The sequence below is a fragment of the Paenibacillus wuxiensis genome (assembly GCF_040195695.1).
Taxonomy (GTDB): Bacteria; Bacillota; Bacilli; order Paenibacillales; family Paenibacillaceae; genus Paenibacillus_B; species Paenibacillus_B suaedae.
Genome location: NZ_JBEFZI010000011.1, coordinates 37,370 through 59,617 on the forward strand (window position 1 = coordinate 37,370; position 22,248 = coordinate 59,617).

The window sequence follows — 22,248 nt, forward strand, 5'->3', positions numbered from 1 at the left end:
ACCTCACCAACTCACCCCCGGTTCATTTGACGGCTCTCAATAATTTGTGTCGCCCGTTCAATATCAAGCTTCCCTTTTTCCAATTCATCCAGTACTATAGCTATCGCGTTTAGATCGGTATTCGGTTCAATCGATTGATTGATAGGGACTTCATCCATAAGATAGTTTCGAGATGGAGAAGTCTTCAATCGGTAAGTTTTCCGGTTGAACGAGTGCACGGCAAGCGGAGACCTCTCAGCTTGTCTCTCCCTGTCCGGAGCCTCCTGAACAATAATGTGACAATTGGTTCCCCCGAATCCAAACGAAGAAATTGCCGCTGTTCTAGTGCAGCTATTCTCGCCCCACTTTTGTAGGGAACGGTTCGGGTAGAACGGTGATTCTTCGAACTTGAACCTCGGATGCGGACTATGGCAATGGATTGTTGGAGGTAGTTCTTTATGTTGAAGAGCCAATAAAACCTTAATTATACTAGCGGCTCCCGCAGCCCTTGCCAAGTGTCCGATATTCGACTTAACTGAACCGACCGCGCAGAACTGGGTCTCATTCGTATAAGAACGGAAAACCTGCGTGGCTGCCCGAATCTCAATAGGATCACCCAAGAGCGTACCAGTGCCGTGCGCCTCCAAGTACCCGATCTCATTTGGTCGGACTCCACTATTATCCAACGCCATCTGAATTACTTGCTTCTGCCCTTCCATGTTAGGTACGGTAAGCCCCATCGTTTTCCCGTCATTATTTACAGCCGAACCGGCGATAACCCCAATAATAGGATCGCCATCCTCCAATGCTTTTTCATAATGTTTCAGCAGAATAAGTCCGGCACCTTCTCCCAGAACGAATCCTTTTGCCTGTTCATCAAAGACGTAACATTTCCCGTCGTCAGAAAGCACTCCCGCTTTGCTGTAAGCAATAAAGACAGAAGGATCAAGCAACAGTTCAATACCTCCAGCGATAGCCATGTCTATTTCTCCGTTAGCAATAGATTGGCAAGCCTGGTGAATAGCGACCAACGATGAGGAACATGCCGTATCTATAACTTGAGATATTCCCTTCAGGTTAAAATAGTCGGAAATACGAGCAGCCATCATATTAGGAATGGAATTGACCACTAAGCGCTTATAATACTCGTCAGCAAGCCCCGAATCTGAAATTTTCACATATGAGCTGGCTCCGCCACCTAAAAACACCCCGGTACTCGTGTTGGCGGCTTCATCCCTCTGGTAGCCCGCTCTAGCCCACAACTCTTCAGCCAGCTCGAGTATGATCCGATGCTGTGGATCCATAATCAAAGCATCATTCGATTCAATCCCGAAATGCTCGGCATCAAAGTCGAACACATGGCGGATAAAGCCTCCCCACTTCGAGTACGACTTCCCCGGTTCGGCTTTGTTCTTGTCATAATAGAGCTCGGCATCCCAGCGTTCACCGGGAACCTCGGTCACCAAATCTTTCCCTTGGCGAAGATTATCCCAGTACTGCTCGGGATTGTCCGATCCAGGGAAGCGGCACGCCATCCCGATAACGGCGATCCTGCGATCCTGTACACCAGAGCTTCCGTGCTTACGACCGTCCTCCTGATGGGCCTTCCGACGTTCTTCCCCTTCATTACCACGAGGAACCGTAACAGCCGATTCCCACACACCAAGTACAGACTCAGGCATGACAACGTTTGATACTGTTTCATGATTCCGCATTACATTCCAATTTTTCGATTCTTCCGTTAAGTAACGGGCAATTCCACGGATTGATCGATGTTCGGCAATCACGCTCGGATCGATCGTTTCCCCATAATGTTGCTCTAACCGATTCAAAAGCGCCATCATCGTCACCGAATCCACACCGTATTCGCTTAAATCGTCTTCAGGCTGAAAATCTGCAATGTTTAATTTCAGGGCTTCTGCGCATATTTGAGTGATATCCCGTTCGAAGTCTTTCTCCGAATGCACTGGTGATGCAACGAAATTCTCACTTTCGTTAGACCGAGGCGATACGCTGCGAGATAATGCTGCTACAATCTTCCTCCTATGTCCGAACAATGCAATCGTCTGCGTTCTGTCTGAGGCGAGCGCTTCTTCCAATACGGCGATTCCTTCTTTAGTCGGTAAGGGCACAAGTCCCGCTTCTTCTTCCATAATGCGCAACAGATGTTCCTCAACACGCATGCCGCCGCTTTCCCATAGTGGCCAATTAATAGTGACCGTTCGGCCTTGCCTTTGGCCGAGCTGTCTCAACTGCTCGCGCCGTAGCATGAAATGATCCATAAATGCATTTCCAAAAGCATAATCGCATTGTCCACGGTTTCCAGTCACGGCCGATACCGAAGAGAACAGGGCAAAAAAGTCCAATGGCTCGTCAGCCAAGGACTTATCCAAATTCATCGTGCCGTATACTTTTGGAGCAAGCACGCTGTCGATCTGCTCAGGCGATTTCATCAACGCAAGGCTGTCTTGTATTACTCCAGCCCCATGAATCACGCCATTAATTTGACCAAATCCCGATTTTATTTCATGAATCAACTTGCGAACTTCAGCAGATTGCGCAAGATCTGCCTTCCTGTACTCAACTATGGTGCCATATTGTCGCGCTATGCGATCAATCTTCCTTCTTTGATCGGCGCTAAGATCGGATCTGCCTACCAGTACTAGCTTCGCTTGATATTGTTCGGCTAAGTATTCAGAAATGTGTTGACCAATGCCTCCGGCACCTCCTGTAATGACGTATACTCCATGATGCTTAATGACGACATTACGAGGAACTAACGACTGTTCTTTCTCCGGCTGCAATTTTTGGACATACCTTCCACTGTCCGTATATCGGATAGCCATACCTGCATCTTCACTGTATAGAAGTTCCCGCATCGCTATAGATAGTACGTCGCCCTGCAACTCAGATGCTCCTATTTCTATTGATTTAAAGGAAAGCTTTGAACTCTCAATGGAAAGCGTTTTCAGCAATCCATAAGTCGCTGCTCCAACAGGAAACGTAGTACCCGGGGCATGATCATTGCCTGTAACATAAATCATCTCCGAACTGATTGGCTGCCTTTTTCTGAACAAACAGCGATACACATACAATACGGAGTAGAAGCTTTTCTTCAGCTCCATCAGGAGGTCTGCACGTTCATCGCCGTCTCTATTCAGCATCCACAGATGTATGATTTTGCGGGGAGTAATCCCCTCATCCCGCAGGACTTGAAATAATTGTTCATAGTCCGCTTCAGAGCCCGGATTAACTTCATATATGCTCTTTCCAATATGTCTGAAAGATTGGCCAGGCAGCAAATAGACAACCCTCTTAGCATAGTTCGTCCATTTAGAAGCCTCAATGAATTCCCGATTTGGCGCCAATACGAGAACATCTTCGTTAAGTCGGTTCATAGCTGTTTCTGAATCACATCTATCGCTTTTTTCCCACTGTCGTTTGAAATAAACAACCGAGGGCGATCGCACGTCGTCGCGCACGGCCCGCACCGCGAAATCATCTATTTTTACTGCCACGTGTCCCGATTCATTCGCGATAATGATAGTAAACTTCTTAGTGCCGCTAGCCGAAGATGCTTGCTTCATCCGAACGTGCACATAGCATGTCTCAGTTAAGGAATTCAGTATATCGACAGCACCCACAGAAAACGGCAAATACGTTGATACGTTCGACTCAGAACCTTCGTTCATCAATCCTTCCACGGTTTGCAGCGCTCCGTCCATTAATGCCGGATGCAGCACATAATCCCGAAAGCTTCCGCGCAGTTCTTTAGGCAGCGATAGAACCGCAAATGCCTCTGTTTCGTTTCCTGAAATACGCTGAATCGACCGCATTGCATTTCCATAGCGAAATCCGATCAAGGAAAAAGCTTCATAGCACTCTCTGCCAGTAATAGAAGCCGTGCAGCGACGATTAATGGATTCGATATCTATAATCTCGTCGCTTTGTGCAACGGGCTCGAATACCAGCTTGCCCTGAGCATGTATTTCATTCTCCGTGGATATCGCAAATTCCACTGAACCCGACTGTGGCAATTTTATGCTTAGCCGTATATGAACCGGGCAATCTCTACCTTCCATGATGATAGGCTTGGCCCAAACAACATTTCGCAATCCATATACAGTACGCCCGGAAGCCAAGTCTCCTGCTGCTCTGGCCAACTCCAAATATGCTACACCAGGAAACATTGGGACACCATTTACAATATGATCTCGAATAAAGAAATCCGAACTGCTAAACTTGGTAGAGAACTTAAACTCATCCAACGTCGATATATTTTCCCCAACCATCGGGTGCAATTTTGTTACCACAGTCGGTTTCTCTTTGTGCTTCACTTGCGGAATCCAATATCTTTCTGCGGCAAAAGGATACACAGGAAGTGAAACCCTTCGGGACTCCCTTCCCATATGAATCATTTTCCAATCGATAGACACACCCGCCACCCAAAGTTGTGCAAGCTTCGCATATTTTTTATCCTTGATTAACCTGTGTAAATATTGTTCGCCTTCAATGCCCTCCAGTAGAAGATCACAAAGGAGATTTCCTTTTTTCGAGTTCCCCACATAAACAGTATCATGACAAGCTTCGGCTGATGCATAGGCAAAAAGCGCCTCTCTCAATTGGGAAAGATCGGATGCAACAAATGCCAAGCGCTCTTCCATAGCTTCTCTTCCAACTTGAAGTGTATATGCAATATCTCTGATAGAGGGTTCATCAAATCGAATAGGCCGACCAGCCCCTGTAAAATGTTTTTGTAGGCTCCGTCCATATTGATGCTGCAAATAAACAGCTGACTCATGCAATGTTGCACAATTCGCCAATATGGATGCATGCATCTCCAATTCGAATCGTTCGCTAATCATGTCAGCCAAGCGACTTATATGCACGGGATCGAGTCCCAAATCCGTAAATTGTTCATTGGAAGAAATATCTTGCTGACGAATACCTAAAATTTGGGCAGTAGCTTCGGCCATATAGGCCAGCAACGGCTCTGTGAAATCACTACATGCGGCTGCGCGGGCTTCCAGCAACCGATCTACGTACACCCTCAAGCTGTGGGCGTACGCGCGCAGTCTGTTTGCATTTTTAGCCGATAGTAAAATAATTTGAGCATGCCCATCGATATTATCATGCACGCGCTTCTTGGCCGAAACATATTCCTCCAGAACGATATGGGCATTGGCGCCGCCAAATCCGAATGAGCTGACACCAGCTCTCCTTGGTATAGCCCGTTCACGATCATCTTTTATCGGATCCCATGGTATCGTTTGGGTAGCGATCTTGAGGGGACCATCGTCCAATCGAATATATGGGTTCAACTTGTTCATATGAAGACTGGCTGGAATCGTTGCATGCTTCATGGCAAGCAGAACCTTAACTACTCCCGCAATCCCAGCCGCGGTTTCCAGATGCCCGATATTCGTTTTCACAGAACCGATCCAGCAATGCTGTTTAGTTACTGACATCTGCCCATGTTTTTTCTGCAGTATCGCAAATGCCTTCTTAAGCCCGTTTATTTCAACTGGATCACCAAGACTCGTTCCAGTCCCATGCGCTTCTATGTAACTGACGGTATTTGGAGCGAAGCCTGCCTTCTCGTAAGCCTCTACGAGCAATTCAGCCTGTGCGTTTGGATTTGGGGCTGTTAAGGAATTCCCGCGTCCTCCATGATTTACAGCGCTGCCTCTAATGACGGCATAGATATGATCGCCATCGCTCACTGCATTACGCAAAGGTTTTAGCAATACAACTGCAACCCCTTCACCTCGCACGTAGCCATCGGCTCGTTCATCAAATGTTTTGCACCTGCCATCAGGACTCAGCATCCCCGCTTTGCTTTCAGAAATATGAAGCGTTGGAGTAAGCATCACATTTACTCCACCCGCTATCGCCATCACGCAGCCTCCATGTTGAATCGATTCCACCGCTTGATGGATCGCGATCAGGGAGCTGGAGCAAGCTGTATCTACAGGTTGGCTCGGCCCGCGCAAATTAAGTAGATACGAAATACGGTTGGCCAGGACTGAATGCGTCATGCCGGTCAGGGATTGGGGCTCCAAGTTTGGTACACTCATTTTTAATATTTCATTATAATCCTGCGTAGCTGCGCCCACAAAAAGCGAAGTTCTGGATCCAGCCAGCTCAGAAGCCCGATATCCCGCATCTTCGATAGCGTGCCAAACTGCGTTCATAAAGAGTCTTTGCTGCGGATCCATGAGTTCCGCCTCTTTCGGCGAAATGCCGAAGAATAGCGGATCGAACTTATCGACTTCTCTCATGAATCCACCATGCTTAGCATAAGTTTGGTTGCCTTCCTCTTTTGGATCTCCGTAGTATTCGTGCCAATCCCAACGATCGGGAGGGATCTCCGTAATCAGATCGTGTCCGTCGCGCAAATGTTCCCAAAACTCGTCCAGATTGTCCGATTGCGGCATCATGCCGCTCATTCCGATGATGGCAATCGGTTCGAATGTGTTCACGTCCTTCTCTTCCGTATCCGGGATTAACGATTCTACTTGTTCTGATTCGATTCGATTTACTGGCGGCGCCTCGGCAACAGATGCATGCGCTTCCATCTCAGGAGGGAAGGAAGACAGACCATAATATCTGCACAAATGTTCCTTATGTTCAGATATGAAATATCCAGAAAGCGCACGCAGAGTAGGAAACTCGAAAAATATCGAAGGCATAATATCCAAGCGGTACAGTCCGTTCAAACGGTTGCTGAACCTTGTCAATGTGATAGAATCGAATCCGAAGGAACTGAGCTCCGAATCAGGATCAATGCGCTTCAAGTCCGTTTTTAACAGTTCATGAACACAATTAGTCAGATCTCGATTGACTTTTCCCTGCAGTTCTTTATCGGAAGGTGAGAAGTCATCCTTTTGGCGTAACACTTCCGCAACATTACCCCTTGTATGCTGCTGCTCTTTCCCGCCTTTAATTTGTGTTGTGATTTTGTCTCGATTGCCTGTCAATACAACCGCTTGACAATCAGATTGCGTCAGCAGCCATTCAAAAATCAACATTCCGTCCTGATCGCTCAATGAATGCAAACCGAGCACATTCGTTAAATAATCTTTTGTGTCCTGTTCGAGCTTCATTCCGCCATTTTCCCAGAAAGGCCAATTAACTGATACTGTCTTCCCTGCGCGCTGCAGGCTATCACGCCAGCGCGCATATTCATCCATAAATCCGTTAGCAAATGCATAATCGCTCTGCCCGCGGTTTCCAAATATGGATGCAAGTGAAGAAAACAACATAAAAAAGTCGAGAGATTCGTCCTTTGACGCTTCATCCAAATAAATAGTCCCCCGTATTTTAGGGCCAAAAATGTTTAGGCTCTCCTCTATTTTCTTATTAATCAAAAGCGAATCATTATTCGAGCCCGCGCTATGAATGATGCCATGCAATGCCCCAAACTTGCTTTGGGCTGTGGCAATGAGTCGATAAGCGTCTTCCCTTGTTGCTACATCCGCCTCGACGTAAATAACCTCCGAGCCATAGGATTGAAGTTCTGCTATGCTTCCCTCTACTTCCATGATGCGAGATCTGCCAGCCAATACGAGCTTGGCCCTATACTTTTTTGCTAAATGCCGAGCAACAAGGTAACCAATACCTTTTGCACCGCCAGTTATAACATATACACCATTCTCTCGTAGCTTAGGACAGGCCGTAGTTGTTACCTCCATCGGCTGTCCAGTGACTTCGCGCAGCTCTTTAATCCACCTAGTGCCTTCTATATAACAAATTTCTGTTTGATTTCGATCTGAACACGCCAGCTCACCCATAATAATACTAGCCAGCATCGTATCATCGGAAGCTGCAAAAGAAATCGTACGACCTAAAAATGAATGATGCTCGGCCTGCACTGATTTCAGGAACCCGTTCATCCCCTGATGAAACGCTGCTCCCTGTTGCGTATCTGAAAATACATATAGAAATTGTATTTGTCGCGAAGGCTGTCGGCGTATAGCCGTTTTCACGAATGAAAAAAGCGGCATCATTTCATAGGCCCAAGAAGCAGCTGCAGCTTCTGCTAATTCTCCGTCCCATTGGGGCGCGATATATACGATCCGCGAAGGTAATATTTCTAAACGGTTTTCCAAAATGGAAAACAGCGAATGAAGATCAGCTTCATTGTTTCGGGCAATAACGAAGCCTTGTCCGTCAAGCTCCTCGAATCTTTCTCCGAAACAAACGGAAACAACCTTATCAATCATACCTTCTACATGTTCAATTGAGGCATTGATACGACGCAATCGTTGCGAATCGTGACCAATGAGCAGAAGCGGAGACGCTGTCTCCACTTCCACATCTAGTCGACTTTCCGCCCAATGCTGCCGATAAAGAAGAATGGAAGGTTCTTTCCTGATCCCCCCATTTGCTTCCGAATTAGTCAAGTCAAGCTTTTTATAGAGCGCCAAGCCTTGTTCAGGAGTAATTTTCCGGCTTTTCAGCATGTCAGCAATGGCGCTTAACTCGTATTGTCTGCTCATACCTTGCTCACTCCCGTAATAGACTCAACTGCATGAACATCAAGTTCTCCGCTGTATATTTTGTGGAATACATTCAACAGTTCTTTATCACGCATATCCTCGGTTTGCAGCTGCATCCTCTGCTTGTCCACAATCCTGCCAAGAAAATCACGAAACTGGATAGCTACTCGTCCCTGTTCATCTGCAATGACAATATTGAACTTGGTAGCATGAAAATCGATTTCCGAGCTCCTATCCGCTAACGAGACATGAACATAACAGGAGGTAGACATTGGCCTGATAATTTCGAGCGTCCCTAGTGAAAATGGAATATATAGCTGATTACTTCCCTCTTCGGTCTTAATCCCGGCAATGGATAGCAACGCAGCATCCATCAGGATCGGATGAAGGACATATTGGTCAAACTGCTGGAGCAGTTCATCAGGCAATTGTAGCTTCGCAAGAGCTTCCACTGGGCTGCCCCACACTTGTTGAATGGCGTGGAAGCGGGAACCAAGCATTAATCCCTTGGCGCTTATCATGGAGTACAACTCTCTGCCAGTAAAATAATTCATCGTACAGCGCTGGCGTATTGCCCCTAAATCAATCGATAGCTCCCTTTGCACCACGCTTCCTCTCTTGTCGATACTCGATTTTCCCTGAAAATGCATGTCCCTGCTGCCGTCTTTTCGTACGGAGTATACCTCGCAATCCAATAAGCCCACATCTCCCTCACGCAATCCGACATAAACACTGCGAGCTTCGGATAGTGCTATTTGAATGGGACTAGCCCAAACCGCACTTTTCAACTGCAATATCCTCTGGTCAGATGCCAATTCGGCTGCGGCTCTCATCATTTCCAAGTACGCCACACCTGGCAGTATGTTATGCCCAAATACAACATGATCAGCTAAATAGAATTCGTGGCCAGTGAATGTCTTCTCATACTTATGTTCGTACAAAGAGGACATGTTCCTATCGATTAAAGGATGCAGACTCTCCGCCGACTTCATAGAAGGTGCAGCATGATGCGCATTAGGATCAAACCAATAGCGTTCTTTGGCAAAAGGATATGCAGGAAGCGAAATTTTTAAAGGCCGCTCTCCCGGATACAGCTCCTCCCAATGCAAATCGCAACCGTGAACATACATTTCAGCTAAGGTACTAAGTATCTCGTATCGACTAGACGGATCCGTTGACCGGGTCAAAACCTTTAAAAAGCGCTCCCCTTCCCGAATCGTGGAGGGCTCCATTTTAACCTTCCGTTCAGCCGGATTAAGGCGATAAATGTGTTGCGAATTCTCACCGCGGATTACTTTTTCTAAATTGTCAATTAAACCGGCCCTATCTTGTATCAGCATACAGCAGCGAATCGGGAAATGATCTCTTCCTGTGTTTAAGGTAAAGCCGATATCATCCAAATCATAATGATGTCCTTCCCGCTCCATCCACACCTGCAAATCCGCCGCTTTTTGCCGCAATGCGGCATCCGTTTTCGCAGACATGAATATCAACTGAGGGCCTACCGGCTTCTGTGGCCTTTTTGCTATCCGAGGAGGCTCTTCCACAACCATATGCACATTCGTGCCGCTGAAACCAAATGCACTGACTGCCGCTCTCCTTGGACTCCCCTCTGAGACTTTCCATGGGCACAGCTCCGTATTGACATAAAAGGCACTGTCCTCAAAATGAATAAATTCGTTGGCTTCTTTATAATTAAGCGATGGCACAAGATGCTTCTGCTCAATACAAAGTATTATTTTAATCAGCCCTGCGATACCAGCCGCTGCCAGTGTGTGGCCTATGTTCGTCTTTACAGAGCCGATTGCGCAGAACGATGTCTTCGATGTATATCGGTTATAAGCATCCGATAAAGCATCGATTTCAATCGGATCCCCCAGCCTCGTCCCCGTTCCGTGCGCCTCCACATAGCCGATGCTCTCAGGATCGATTCCGTAAGTATCGTATACTTCGCATACCAATGCTGCTTGAGAAGGAGCACTCGGCGCTGTAATGCCATTGGTTTTTCCGTCTTGGTTCATGGCTGAACCGGCTATTACTGCATATACATGATCTCCATCCTCCAGCGCAGCAGCAAGAGGCTTTAACAGCATTGCGCCTACTCCTTCACCCGGTACAAATCCGTTGGCACGTCGATCGAATGTCATGCACGACCCATCGGCAGAAATCATGCCCGTTTTGCTAGCCAGCACATGAAATTGAGGTGTAGCCAACACTTCAACGCCTCCAGCAATCGCCATCTCGCACGACCCGTTTCGAATACTTTCGCAGGCTAGATGAACGGCCGACAATGAGGAAGAGCAAGCTGTATCAATTGCCATGCTGGGCCCTCTTAAATTCAAATAATATGAAATTCTTGAGGCAAGAATAGCATCGCTGTTCCCCATAAACGCATGACTATCCTGGCATTCGGGATAACCCTCCATTAATTTATGGTAATCACCGGAACCAGCACCGACATAAACGCCGCACTTTGTTCCCTCCATTTTCTTCATGCTGTATCCGGCATCTTCTACTGCTTTCCATGCTTCTTGTAAAAATAGGCGCTGCCGTGGATCCATGAATTCCGCCTCAGCTGGAGAAATATTAAAAAACGCTGGATCGAATTTATCCGCATCTTCCATAAGCCCCGCATGTTTGCTGTAACTTTTGCCTACAGCTTCCGGGTCGGGGTCATAAAACGAATCCATTGACCATCGATCGATTTCCTTCACACTGGACATTCCGCTGCTAATATTTCTCCAAAATTCCCTTATATTTCGAGCCCCGGGCATTTGTGCGGACATGCCTATAACTGCAATGTCCATTCTCTTCCCAGCTTGCGCAACATCCTCAATTAACATTGCCTCTGGCGGAGAAGGTCGGCCGTTGGCTACATCTTCGAACAACCGGTAATCCTCACACTGCTTGCAAAGGTACTCGGTTAGCTGGCGAATCGTTGCATAATTAAACAAGTCCGTCGACCTCAGCGACATTTGGAGTCTTGCATTAATTAGTTCAATGATTTCCACCGCTAAAATCGAATCTACCCCGAAATCAGTAAATGGAGCATCGATATCAAAGCGTTCCCTCTCGACTTCAAGCACTTCGGACAGGCTGTCCATAATGGCCGCCTCCATGCACTCTGCTCCGGATACAAGATTTATTTCATCTTTTGCGTGCTTTAGCGATTCCGGCTGCATGTCGAGATTCTGAGTGACAGGGCTCTCAATAATCGGCTCTTGATGTTTACGTAAAAAAGACTTGGCTACGATGACATGCTGTCCAGTACCACGCTGCTCCGAATTGTTAGTCCCCAGCACTGCAACATCGGCAAATTCCAAATGATTAAGCAGCGAGCACCACATATCAGCCGAAAGCAGAGGAGAGCTCTTCAGGCGAATGTTTTCATCTTCATAAAGCCACCAGCCATCAAGCAACCCGAACGTAAGCGTTAAGAAATTTTGCCGCTCCGTTCCTTCATTGACAATAAGCACCCCCTGCTCGGACAACAGCTGCTGCACATGTCTTAACGTAACCGTCATGTTTTTCGTCGCGTGAAGCACGTTAGTCGCCAAAATCAAATCGTAATCTTCCAGATGATAACCTTGCTTCACCGGATCTTCCTCTATATTGAGAATTTTGAAATTCACAAATGGATAATCGGCGCCAAATTCCTTTTTTCCGTGATTGACAAACGCAATAGAAATATCCGTATAGGTGTATCGGATCATCTCTTTATATAAAGACAATCCTTTGAGAATAGATGCACTCGTGCCCCCCGTACCAGCTCCGATCTCCAAGATTTTCAACTGTTTACCAGGAGGCAAACTGCCTTTTCTGGCTTCAATCCAAGCAATCACTCTATTCAATACCAAATCATTGAAATAATCGGCTGCCTGATTCCCGCGATAGATGCCTTTGATTCGATCGAGTGACCCGCCTGGAAACAAAATATCCGTTGCTGGCGTTTTCCCGGAGAGTATGCCGGCATAGTGCTTCGCGCATACAGACACTAGTCGGATATAATCTTCAAGCTCCGGATAATTTTCAATAAATTGAAGGATTGATCGATCCAGATTTCTTAATTCATTACTGACAAGTGCGGACTCGTTCCAATCGTACATATAACCATTACCGTGGATGATATCATGCTCCAACAAAATGTCGATTAGTTCGTCGAACAATCGATCATAGCCGGGAACGATACAGAGCTTGTCCTTTAGCTGCTTTTTCGTATACTGGCCTTTGCCGCCAGAAAAAACGCACATGGTTTGAAACGCTTCAGCAAGTACGAATGCGCTCAACCGATTAAGCTGATCAGTCCCTTTGCGAATATGGCGCGTATATTCCAGGTCTAAGGAAGGCAGTTTGTCATCAATGCGAACACCCATTTCTTGCAGCAAACTCGACTCGGCTTTGATTACCATCATCTGATCCGCCCTGTTGTTGCCGCAAATATAGGTAATCGCTTCCATCCCTTCTCTAGGAGAAAGCGAATATAGTCCAGCTTCTGCTAGCTTCCTATTGTAATCTGGAGTCGCTACAATCCCCACGCTTCCCCAATAACCCCAATTGATAATTTTGACTGGAGTAGATCCGCGTTGGCGCCAATAATGGGCAAAGGCGTCTTTAAACGTGCAGGCAGCGGCATAGTTGCTTTGGCCAGCATTCCCCGAAAATGATTGCGCCGACGAAAAAAACAGCACTAGATCCAGATCTTCATTTCGAAGCACATGATACAACGTAACTGCTCCAGACATTTTAGGCGCCAAAACCGCCTGCATTTCGGTTTCATCCATAAACTCAATCAGCCGATCCTTCAGCACAATTGCCGAATGAATCGCACCATTGATACGACCAAACCGCTCCTTGGTTGCGTGCAGGGCTCTGTTCATTTCGGAATAGTTGGAAATATCGGCTTGGAAATACAGAGCTTGTCCCCCCTGATCCCTGATAGCTTCAATTTGCCGCGTTATCCGTGCATCCAGCGGACTCCGCCCTATCCAAGCGATATTGGCTCGATATTCTCTGGCTAAATGCTTGCTTAATTCAAATCCAATGCCCCCTGCTCCGCCAACTATGAGGTACACCCCGTTTTGTCGGAACATCGGCGCATGTTGTTGATTGCTCATCTGGTCAGGCGCTGGTGTTAATTTCTTTGCGTAACACCTGCCTCCGCGAACCGCGATTTCCCCGCAGTCGGCATGATTAGACAACCCCGCAACTAGCTCTACCCAATGACTCACTTTGGCAAGCTCGCTATCAGACAAAGCCTGAAATGGAAGATCCACAGCCCTTATGGTCCATTGCCCGAATTCTTTAGCTAATGATCTCGAAAATCCGAACAGCCCTGCATGTACTGGATATATCGGGTCTTCTGGGCGCAGCGACTGGGCTCCTGCCGTGACGATGCACAACTGAAGCGGAGCATTGCTCCATCGAAGCTCGCTGGCTGACTGAACGAATCGGAAAACGGACAAAAGCCCTAGCTGTTGAGCCTCTGCAAGACGGGCATTGTCCAGCACAGCGTCGTCTTCGCCGCTCACTCCACCGAAATGAAATACAATATCGGGACGCTTTATTGATTTCAGCACTTCCTTAAAGGAGTCTGTAGATGCAAGTGAAATTTCCCACTCCCTTTGGCTTACTCGAGCATCCAGCAACCCGAGACGAATTCGCAAAACTTCATTATGCCGAAGGTATTGCTGAGCTATTGCCTCTGCCCAATTTTCCTGTCCGGAAGGGAATATACAAAGGATTGTTTTCCCTCTAGCTTCTCTGTCGAACGCTTCATTCAGATAGATAAGCTCCCATTTAGGCACGCAATAGATTGGCGCTAACGCAGGCACAGACTCAGCTTCGGAAGCCTTTTCAATGAGCTGCTCAGTTCCTTTCCCCCGTTTTATCCAGTGTCTCTTTCTCTCAAAAGGATAGGTGGGCAAAGAAACTTTTACAATTCGCCCACTGTCCTCGTACAATTTTCCCCACGGAATTTCCTTGCCTTCTATCCAAGCAGAAGCGATAAGGCTGTAATTTCTTTGCTCGATAGCCTGCACGACTCGTTGTTGAGCCAACGCAGCCTTCGTATCCGCTTCCCGAGAATCAGCAGCATAAGTCGTTACGCTGCCTGCATATACGTCTTTAACTTGCTCGCCAGTCACAAATGATTGCATTTGTGAAACTAGCATGTCCTTCCCCGATGCAATAAAAGCGGCACGGTGCTCCATTGCCTGCCTTCCGGTTTGCAGCACATAGGCAAGGCGATGCAGTGACGGACAGTCCTGACGTTGTAAAAACGAAATGAATATTTTAATGTAGGCACGCAAAGCCTTCTCGCTCTTGGCTGAGATCACAAAGAGCTGCGCTTCTCCTTCGTTCTTGTACTGCTCCGGGCTATGCGGTGGAGAATACTCTTCCAAGATGACATGTGCATTTGAACCGCCCGCTCCAAAAGCACTGATTCCAGCCCGACGCGGATAGTCGCCCCGGTTCCAATTTTCAAACTTGGTCTGCACCTGCAAGCCGGATCCATGAAAATCGATATTCGGATTCACTACTTCCGCATGAAGGGAGGGAATCATTTTTTTATATTTCATTTGCAGCAGCACTTTGGTAACTCCCGCAATACCTGCCGCCGATTCCGCATGCCCGATGTTTGATTTTACCGAGCCTATACGGCACGCTGTACCGCCTCCAGTTTCTTGAAAAGCCTTGCGCAGAGCCGCGATTTCGATAGGGTCACCCAAGGACGTTCCCGTACCGTGAGCCTCGATGTAACTAATGCTATCCACCGGTATGTCTGCTTTTTGTATGGCGTGTTTGATTAATTCCGCTTGAGCGTTGAGACTTGGAACAGAATATCCGTTCGTCCTACCTCCATGGTTGATAACTGTTGTCTTGATTACAGCATAAATTTGATCTCCATCTGCTACCGCTTGCTCCAGTGGCTTCAAAAGAACTGCACCAACACCCTCGCCTGGAACGAATCCGTCTCCCTGCTCACCAAAACTGCGGCATTTCCCCTCTGAGGAAGCGAACCTGCCTTGGCTCAATAGAATGTATTTATTCGGGTGAAGCGTCAAGTTGACGCCCCCTGCAAGGGCTACCGTGCATTCCCCTTTCCGTATGCTGTCACAGGCTAAATGGAGAGCAGTCAAAGAAGAAGAACACATCGTATCTATTGCCATGCTGGGACCGTGAAAATCAAAAAAATAGGAAACGCGATTAGCAATTGATGCAAATACGGAATTCGGGAGCTGGAATCCGCGTTCGGCCTGTTCCATGCCATACAGCTGATATTGCCCATACATAACTCCAACAAAGACTCCAACTATATCCTTCTGTAGACTTTGCTTCGTATAGCCTGCATCCTCTAGCGTATTCCAAGCAGTCTCCAAAAAAATCCGTTCCTGAGGATCCATGAGATCTGCTTCTCTCGAAGAAATATTAAAAAATATGGAATCAAAGCTTTCAGGTTCACGAATAAAGCCGCCATGCCTAATATAGCTCTTACCTTTGGTTTCTTTATTTGGATCAAAGTATCTTTCGATTTCCCACCGTTCTGGCGGAACCTCTTCCACGCAATTTCTCCCGTTAGTAAGGTTATCCCAAAATTCAAGCAAATTGTCTGCCATAGGGTATCTTCCGTCCACCCCGACAATCGCAATCTCACCCGATCGTTCTACCAATTTTGCAGAAACATGATGGGCCGTTTCCCTTTCCGTCTGCATATCCTCAAGAGACTGCGCAGAATCGGAAACAGATAGCGTCGAGGAAGTATTCGGTATGCATTCTTCGCAAGAATAAAACCATTGAGAGCAGGCAGATCCATGATTGTTGACGAGGTATTCCGCTAACCTGCTTATATTCGAATATTCAAAAAATAAAGTTTTGGGAAGTTCGCCAAACTGATTTTCCAGCATTTTATTTAACCGTGTCACCATCAGAGAATCGATTCCGTATTGTTCAAACGGTACCCTTACATCGATTCGCTTGTCATCAAGCTTGATTTCCTCGGCAAATATGCGAATTAGAAAACGCTCGATATGCTGTAGCAGGGAGACTGAATGATCCTCATCAGTTGCGGGTAAAGATTCCGTCTCTTGCGGCGCAAAAAGCTCCGTCGTTCGCAGCCGCTGATACGCTTCCTCCGAATTGATGCGCCCTGATGCCAACAACGAGAGAATCTCTCTTCTATTTAGGCGATCCATACAACTCCTCCATTAATCGATCGACTTCATCTGGCGTATATTCTTTATTTTCGAGTTTCATAAGCAATTCTCGCAACGCTTCGTCCTTGAAATCAGAACTAGATTGTTCTTCAGGTTGCGTGAGATATCGAAGATCATTCCTGAAGGATACGTCCTTCATGGCGATTAGCGTTTCTCCGTCCTTATTAAGCACTGTGATATTACATTTCATCAGACCGGACGCCTGCTGATTATAATCCTCCCGCTGCTGAACCAACGTATAGCAAAGAGAGGGCAGAGGCTTATAAATCTCTATTAGCCCCACCCCATACGGCAGCAATGGTCGTCCTTTTTTTCCGCCCTTAATTCCGATAAGTCCAGCCACAGATTGCATCGCTCCGTCAAGCAAGGATGGATGCAGCATATATTTGTCTCCTCCATCCGGTTCGATGATTAAACGCGAAACGACTTCACCGTTACCAATGTGCATACTGTCAATCGCGTTAAACTTCTCGCCATAGTCGATGCCGATTTCCGTGAAATACGGATAAATTTCAGTCCGTGTAAACGTGAATGGACAGCGCTCCATGATGCTTCGTATGTCAAAGTTACGTGCAGGAGCTCGCGAGCCTTCATCCGTATACATTCCCCCCGAGGCAAAGATACAATCTCCTTCATCACTTCCGTCTCTCTCGGCACGGATTTCAAATCGAACGCCGTCCACTTTCGGATAAATAACCGTTTCAACCCGTTTTGGGTAATTTTCGATCTCGAGCTTATTTTCCCAGATGATGTTTTTCATCGTCACGATAGTCTGCTCCGAAGCAGCTTCTCCAGCGGCGCGCGCCATTTCAATAAATGCCATGCCCGGTAGAATCATTTTGCCCCCTACCCGGTGCTGATCAAAATAAAATTCGGAGCCGTTAAAGATTGAAAGGTATTTATGTTCCTTCAATGTGGCCACATTGTAGTGAACAAAAGGATGAATAACCAACACATGGTCATTGCCTTCATCCCTTCCTCTTGACTCAACCCAATAACGCTCTCTTGCAAACGGATAACCGGGTACCGACACTCGTTTGGGAATATCGTCGGTGTATAATTTTTCCCAAGGCAGCTCATAGCCATGAATCCACACTTTGGCCCATTCCAATAGCTGCTCGCTTTTTCGGGAAGGGTCGTCCATCATTAAAGCCCCATCATCACTCAAGTCGGGACTATCCATGATATTGCCGCTAAAGAGATTTTCTCCTTCGCTGCAGCCCTGTTCATAACGCAGCAGTCTTTTGATGATTCCTTCTTTGTCCGATGCTACGATGGCCAATCGTTCCGGCATTTCCTCCCGGCCGGTTTGGAATGTATAAGCAATATCCGAAATTTGCTCATCGGTTAGCGACTCTGCTAGCAGAAATTTTCTTACTTTTTCCGCATAGGCTACTAACCGATCTCTATTTTTGGCTGACAGCACGAACAAAAATGTTCTAGGACTTTTGTTTTTCCGTGGCAGAGCTCCGGCGGTAAACTGTTCGATAAGGACATGTGCGTTCGCTCCTCCGGCACCAAATGAGCTGATACCGGCTCTTCGCGCATTCGTTCCCTCAGACATCTTGGATTGATGCCAATCAGCAAGTTCCTTCTGTACATAAAAAGGAGAATCAGCAAAATTAATTTTCGCATTTTCTGCATCTGAATGAAGGAGGGAAGGAGCCAACTTATTATGCTTTAGCTGGAGCAGTATTTTCGTTATTCCGGCAATTCCCGCGGCCGATTCCAAATGTCCAATATTGGACTTAACTGACCCTATTGCACAAAATTGACGCTTATCAGTATATTGCTGAAATGCTTTAACCAACCCTGCGAGCTCAATCGGATCCCCTAGTGACGTCCCCGTACCATGCGCTTCAATATAGCTTATCGTTTCCGGGTGAATTTGGGCCTTACGGATTGCGTCAGAAATTACGCTGCATTGGGATTGGGGACTGGGTACATGATAACCACTGCTTTTTCCTGTATGATTTAACGAAGTTCCCTTAATAATTCCATAAATAAGATCGTTATCAGCAATTGCCTTGTTCAAAGGCTTTAGCAGAATCGCACCTACTCCCTCACCGGGAACATACCCATCACCGCCTTCTCCAAAGCTCCGACATCGTCCATCGCTTGACAAAAACTGCCCTTGGCTAAGTACCTTGTATTTTCTCGGGTGTAAAGTGAGATTTACTCCCCCTGCAATAGCCAGCTCGCTCTCTCCATGCAGCAAACTAACGCAGGCTAAGTGAATTGCCGTGAGCGATGAAGAACACATTGTATCAACTGCCATGCTAGGACCGGTAAGATTTAAAAAATACGATACCCGGTTCGCAATCGAAGCAAACACCGACGTCGGATACGTAGCAGCGCCACGATCCATCCCCTCGTAATGCTGGTACTGTCCCCACATTGCTCCAACGAATACGCCCACCCGCTTTCCATCGATCCGCTTTCTCGTGTACCCCGCATCTTCCAGGGCATGCCAGGCCGTCTCCATAAAAATTCGTTCTTGGGGATCCATAAGTTCAGCTTCTTTGGGGCTGATATTAAAAAAGAGAGCGTCAAATTTATCAACATCGCTTATAAATCCGCCCCATTTGCCATAACTCGTTCCCGCATGGTTTCGATCTGGGTGGTAATGTTTCGTGTAGTTCCAGCGCTCCTCAGGAATTTCTGTGATGCAATCCTGTCCATTAGCCAAATGAGCCCAAAATTCCGAAATGTCATCCGCCATTGGATATCTTCCCGCGAGACCGATAATTGCTATATCCTGATCTGTCTTCCTTTCAAAGTCAATCGTAATTGGACTGGTATCCAATTGAATACCTTCCTCTTCTTCGGGCGCGATCCAATAATCGAGATGCTGCTCGAATCGGTGCTTATCACCCTCAAGCGCCAATATATGAGTCTCCGACATTTGTAGAGCCTTCTGAAAAGCGGAAAACCCGGCATCAATGCCAAGAACCGCCATCCCCTTGTCGGCCATCACCTTCTTGTTGCGCAAAGTCGTTTGCATGCTGCCCTGCTCCCATAGCGGCCAACTAACAGCTAAACTTCTGCCATGCCTTTTCTTTTGTAGCCGCAAGCGTTCACGTATTCCGACATAATGATCCATGAAATGATTGGCATACGCATAATCAACCTGTCCAATATTGCCGATCAGCGATGTGACTGAAGAAAATACAGCAAAAAAATGCAAATGCTCTTCCTGCAGTTCTTCATCCAAATACACGCTGCCAAGGATTTTTGGAGCACATACCTCCTCGAATTCATCGATATGCTTATCCGCGGAAATCCCATCCTTGAGCACCCCGGCCGCATGAAGAACGCCGTCAATATGACCAAAACGCGCCTTAGCCGTGCGTACCAGTTGAGCCACAGCACTCCGCACAGAGACATCGCTCTGGATGTAGCAAGCTTCCGCTCCCATCTCCTCTAATTGCTGCAGTTGCTCCATTCTTTCCTCAGATAAAGCGCTTCTGCCCGTTAAAATAAGTTTCGCCTGATATTTCGCCGCTAATTTTCGAGCAAATAAATAGCCGAGACCACCCATTCCTCCAGTAATTAAATAAACCCCGTTCTTTACAAACGGATCCGTTGATTCCCTTTTGGACATATCGACTCTTTGCAAGACTTTTAGATGCCTTCGATTATCCATAAAAAGTACTTCTTCATGCCTCTCCTTGATTGCCGTCCATTCTTTAGATAGAAGTCTAATCCAAGCTCCAGTCTTGGCTGATTCAGAAATATGCGCTATGGTGAACCGCAGCTTCGGATGTTCCTTCTGCAGCACTCGAGTCATGCCGCTTACTGCCAGCAGTTGCGGCTCTGTCCAATCCGTTACCGCGTTCAACCCGCAAATAAAAGAAGTTGGCTGTTCGAGTCTCAAGTATGACAAAGCTAAAGTGAGCTGCAACACGGAATAAGCGCAAAGTTTTATTTCAGAAGGATTTCCCTTAACATGTTTGTCGATCCCTATCCGAGACCAGAAATGAAGAACTGCTTCGGGATACCAGCCTGCATGTTTCAAATTCTCAATCAAAGCGAAATAATCAGCAGCATTCCTAGGAGAAATCGTAAACCTATCGCTGTACACTTGTTCGAACACATCTCCCTGCTTAACCAAGACTACATCGTACTGTTCCTTTACGAGCGCATCTGCATGGACATTATCAATATCGAATACCAATATTCGACGAATGTTTCGTTCTCTATTTGCAGGGGTTTCTTCCGCCTTCCATACCGGTCTATAAAAAACTGTTTCGGATTCAGAATGTTCCCCACTATCCTCGATTTCCATCATTCCACTTTCCAATTCACAGCACTCGACCCGTTCCATCAAATCGCCGTGGTTATGATCCATGTACTGTGCCAAATCTTTTATATTCGCATATTCAAACAAAAGCGTAGGGTAAAGAGAACAATCAAACCTCTGCTCAAGCAGAGCTACAATATCCAAGAGATCTCTTGAGTTTAGTCCTTGATCATAGAAGCCCCGGTTCAGGTCGATTGATGATTCCGGCTGCTGCAGGAACTGAGCCACGATTGTCCGAAGCCTCCGTTCAGTAGGCGTAGTTTGCTTTTCTCCGGCGGCAGTAGCCAGTTCATTTTGAGTGATCTGTAGAAAAGAGTCCTTTGATGAATTCCATGACAATTCTTCCGGCTTGGCAGCTGTCGTCCGAAGCAAGCTCTGCAGCAAGTTGTCGGAACGAACCCTTTTTGTACCCAGCCTGTTATAGAAAGCTATTGGCAAGCCTTCCTTATTAAGCACTTCGATATCAACGTATGTAATATCACCAGTGGCTGAAATCGTAAATGAGTCCTTGCGGACAAGAAAGTATCCCTTCTCTCCCATTTGGCCTTGCGTCTTAAATGATGCCATATGCAAAGGAATAAACGGCTTTGCGCCGTCTGGAGTTTCATTCATGTAAGAGGACATAAGAACGCCAAGCATACATGTAGCTCCATCCAAATAAGCAGGATGAAAATGAAAAAAATGGAGATACGGTCGAGCCGTATCCCCCAATTCCACTTCAGCCAAAATATAAGCCTTCGATTCATATACTTGTCCGCGCAGCTTCATAAAGTCATCATGGTGAATATCCGAATTCCGAATCACTTCATAGACGCTTTCCAAGTCTCTCACCGACTCGGCTCGATGCTTCAGAGCATCTATGTCAAGCGATGCCGCTCCTTGCGCTTCAACTGGGTCAGTCCGCAGATGAATTTCGCACTGCAAGTTATCAGATACCTCCGAATCAATAACCTTGTCGCCGACCACCCTTTTGCTCTTAGCAACCACTTTCCAATAATCTCCCTGCGGTTCCAACGTTATTTCTATCTTTTTATCGAAATGATCACTCGTCGCAACCGGCTCCATAAACAAAATGTTGCGAACTTCCAACTGCTCGGGACTATAGCCTTTGGATATGAGAAAACGGTACAGTATGTCCAAAAACGTGACGCCTGGCATGATGGGAATTTGATGAACCCGATGATCCTTGACTATGAAATCGTCGTTTCTAACGATCAGGCTGCATTTATAAACGTTCAATTTCGCCGCTCCT

Annotated in this window: 3 protein-coding genes; all 3 read right to left on the bottom strand. The window is 46.7% G+C overall.

Annotated elements, in window-relative coordinates:
• Positions 1 to 11: 11 nt before the first annotated feature.
• From ABN764_RS23765 to ABN764_RS23775, 3 genes are read right to left on the bottom strand one after another with little or no spacing between them, the layout of a single operon-like run.
• Positions 12 to 8,480: an SDR family NAD(P)-dependent oxidoreductase gene (locus ABN764_RS23765; RefSeq protein WP_446673287.1), complete on the bottom strand. Its 8,469-nt coding sequence runs from the start codon at positions 8,478 to 8,480 to the stop codon at positions 12 to 14.
• Positions 8,477 to 16,672: an SDR family NAD(P)-dependent oxidoreductase gene (locus tag ABN764_RS23770; protein WP_446673288.1), complete on the bottom strand. Its 8,196-nt coding sequence runs from the start codon at positions 16,670 to 16,672 to the stop codon at positions 8,477 to 8,479. The genes ABN764_RS23765 and ABN764_RS23770 overlap by 4 nt, the downstream gene beginning before the upstream one ends.
• Entirely contained in the window at positions 16,656 to 22,235 is a 5,580-nt protein-coding gene (locus ABN764_RS23775; protein WP_446673289.1) for an SDR family NAD(P)-dependent oxidoreductase, read from the bottom strand. Before ABN764_RS23775 ends, ABN764_RS23770 begins: the two co-directional genes overlap by 17 nt.
• Positions 22,236 to 22,248 lie beyond the last annotated feature (13 nt).

Bases quoted from the DNA above. Each gene is read 5' to 3' on its own strand.
- ABN764_RS23765 (WP_446673287.1), bottom strand. From the start codon at position 8,480: ATGAGCAGACAATACGAGTTAAGCGCCATTGCTGACATGCTGAAAAGC.
- ABN764_RS23770 (WP_446673288.1), bottom strand. From the start codon at position 16,672: ATGGATCGCCTAAATAGAAGAGAGATTCTCTCGTTGTTGGCATCAGGG.